Origin of the sequence: Cytobacillus oceanisediminis 2691, from assembly GCF_007678455.1 — a bacterium.
GTDB classification, from domain to species: Bacteria; Bacillota; Bacilli; order Bacillales; family Cytobacillaceae; genus Mesobacillus; species Mesobacillus oceanisediminis_A.
On record NZ_VEEP01000031.1, the window covers coordinates 1 to 1,605 of the forward strand.

General features: G+C 44.6%; 1 protein-coding gene. It reads left to right on the forward strand.

The annotated features are described in order from the left end of the window. Positions 1–147 precede the first annotated feature (147 nt). Positions 148–1,506, forward strand: a complete 1,359-nt coding sequence (locus tag FS736_RS23385) for an IS1182 family transposase (protein WP_144481518.1) — start codon at positions 148–150, stop codon at positions 1,504–1,506. The last annotated feature ends 99 nt before the right edge of the window (positions 1,507–1,605 follow it).

Genomic DNA, 1,605 nt, shown 5'->3' on the forward strand with positions numbered 1-1,605 from the left:
TTGGCGTCTGCGGGGTCTCACCTGTCCGTCTGATCCCACAGGAGTCTACGCGCCTTCCACTCCAATCAACAGGATTCTTCAACTTAGTATGGAACTAACCATAAGTCTCTTTTAAAATAGATACATATAACGCTTGAGGTGATGAAGATGCTTTCGAAAAATAACCCCATCCAACGAGACCAATTAGAGATGGTAGCTTTAGATCAACTGGTTCCACAGGACCATTTAGTCCGTAAGATGGAAGCAGCCCTTGATTTTTCTTTCATCTATGAACTTGTGAAGGATGTGTATTCCGAAGTAGGCCGCCCAAGCATTGACCCTGTGATTCTAATTAAGCTTAGCTTCATTCAATATACCTTTGGCATCCGTTCAATGCGCCAGACCATTGCCGAAGTAGAAACGAACATGGCCTACCGCTGGTTTTTAGGATATGGATTCCATGATAAAGTGCCCCATTTCTCCACCTTCGGGAAGAATTACGAACGCCGTTTTAAAGACACCGATTTGTTTGAACAGATTTTCTATCGAATTCTAAAGACCGCAGCGGATAAGAAACTGATTAGTGCTGAACATGTCTTTATTGATTCAACCCACGTAAAAGCAAGTGCGAATAAGCATAAATTCGAGAAGAAAGTGGTGCGAAAGGAAACACGGGCATACCAAGAGAAACTTCAGGAAGAGATCAATCAGGATCGAGAAGACCACGGGAAGAAACCTTTTCCTCCCGATAAGTTCGAGAAGGAAGAAACGAAGGAAATCAAGGAAAGCACGACCGATCCTGAGAGTGGATACTACGTCAAGGACGAGCGAACAAAGCAGTTTGCCTACTCTTTCCATGCGGCATCAGATCGTAATGGATTTGTTTTGGGAACCATCGTGACACCTGGGAATACGCATGACAGCCTGATTCTTGAGCCACTGGTAGAACAAGTGATAGAGAAAGTTGGAAAGCCTAATGCCGTTGCGGCCGATGCAGCCTATAAAACTCCAGCTATTACGAAGTTTCTGATGGAAAACGAAATGACCCCGGCTTTGCCTTATACCCGACCACGGACGAAGGATGGCTTTTTCCGCAAATATGAATATGTGTATGACGAATTTTTCGACTGTTATTTGTGTCCTGCCGGTGAGGTCCTAAAGTATTCGACCACAACGAAAGAGGGATATCGTGAATATAAATCCCCCAAACAGATCTGCGCAACCTGCCCGTTTTTAGCGCAATGCACAGAAAGCAAAGACCACCAAAAGGTGGTAACGCGCCATATCTGGCAGGAATATGTGGAAGAGGCAGATCACTTAAGGCACACACCCGAAGTAAAACAAATCTATGCGAAGCGCAAGGAAACCATTGAGCGTGTATTCGCAGATGCAAAAGAAAAGCATGGCATGCGTTGGACAACCCTGAGGGGACTTAAAAAATTGTCGATGCAGGCGATGCTTACTTTCGCTGCCTTAAACTTGAAGAAGATGGCCAACTGGACATGGAGAAGTCCAGAAATGGCCTAAAAGTATAGCAAAGAGAGCCTATTTCATTTGAAAAAACCGATGAAATCCAAAAAGGGGTTCGGAATGAGTGCATTCCGAACCCCTTTTGTCTACAAACTG

Excerpts from the sequence above, each read along its gene's own strand:
- FS736_RS23385 (WP_144481518.1), top strand. The coding sequence starts at position 148 with ATGCTTTCGAAAAATAACCCCATCCAACGAGACCAATTAGAGATGGTA.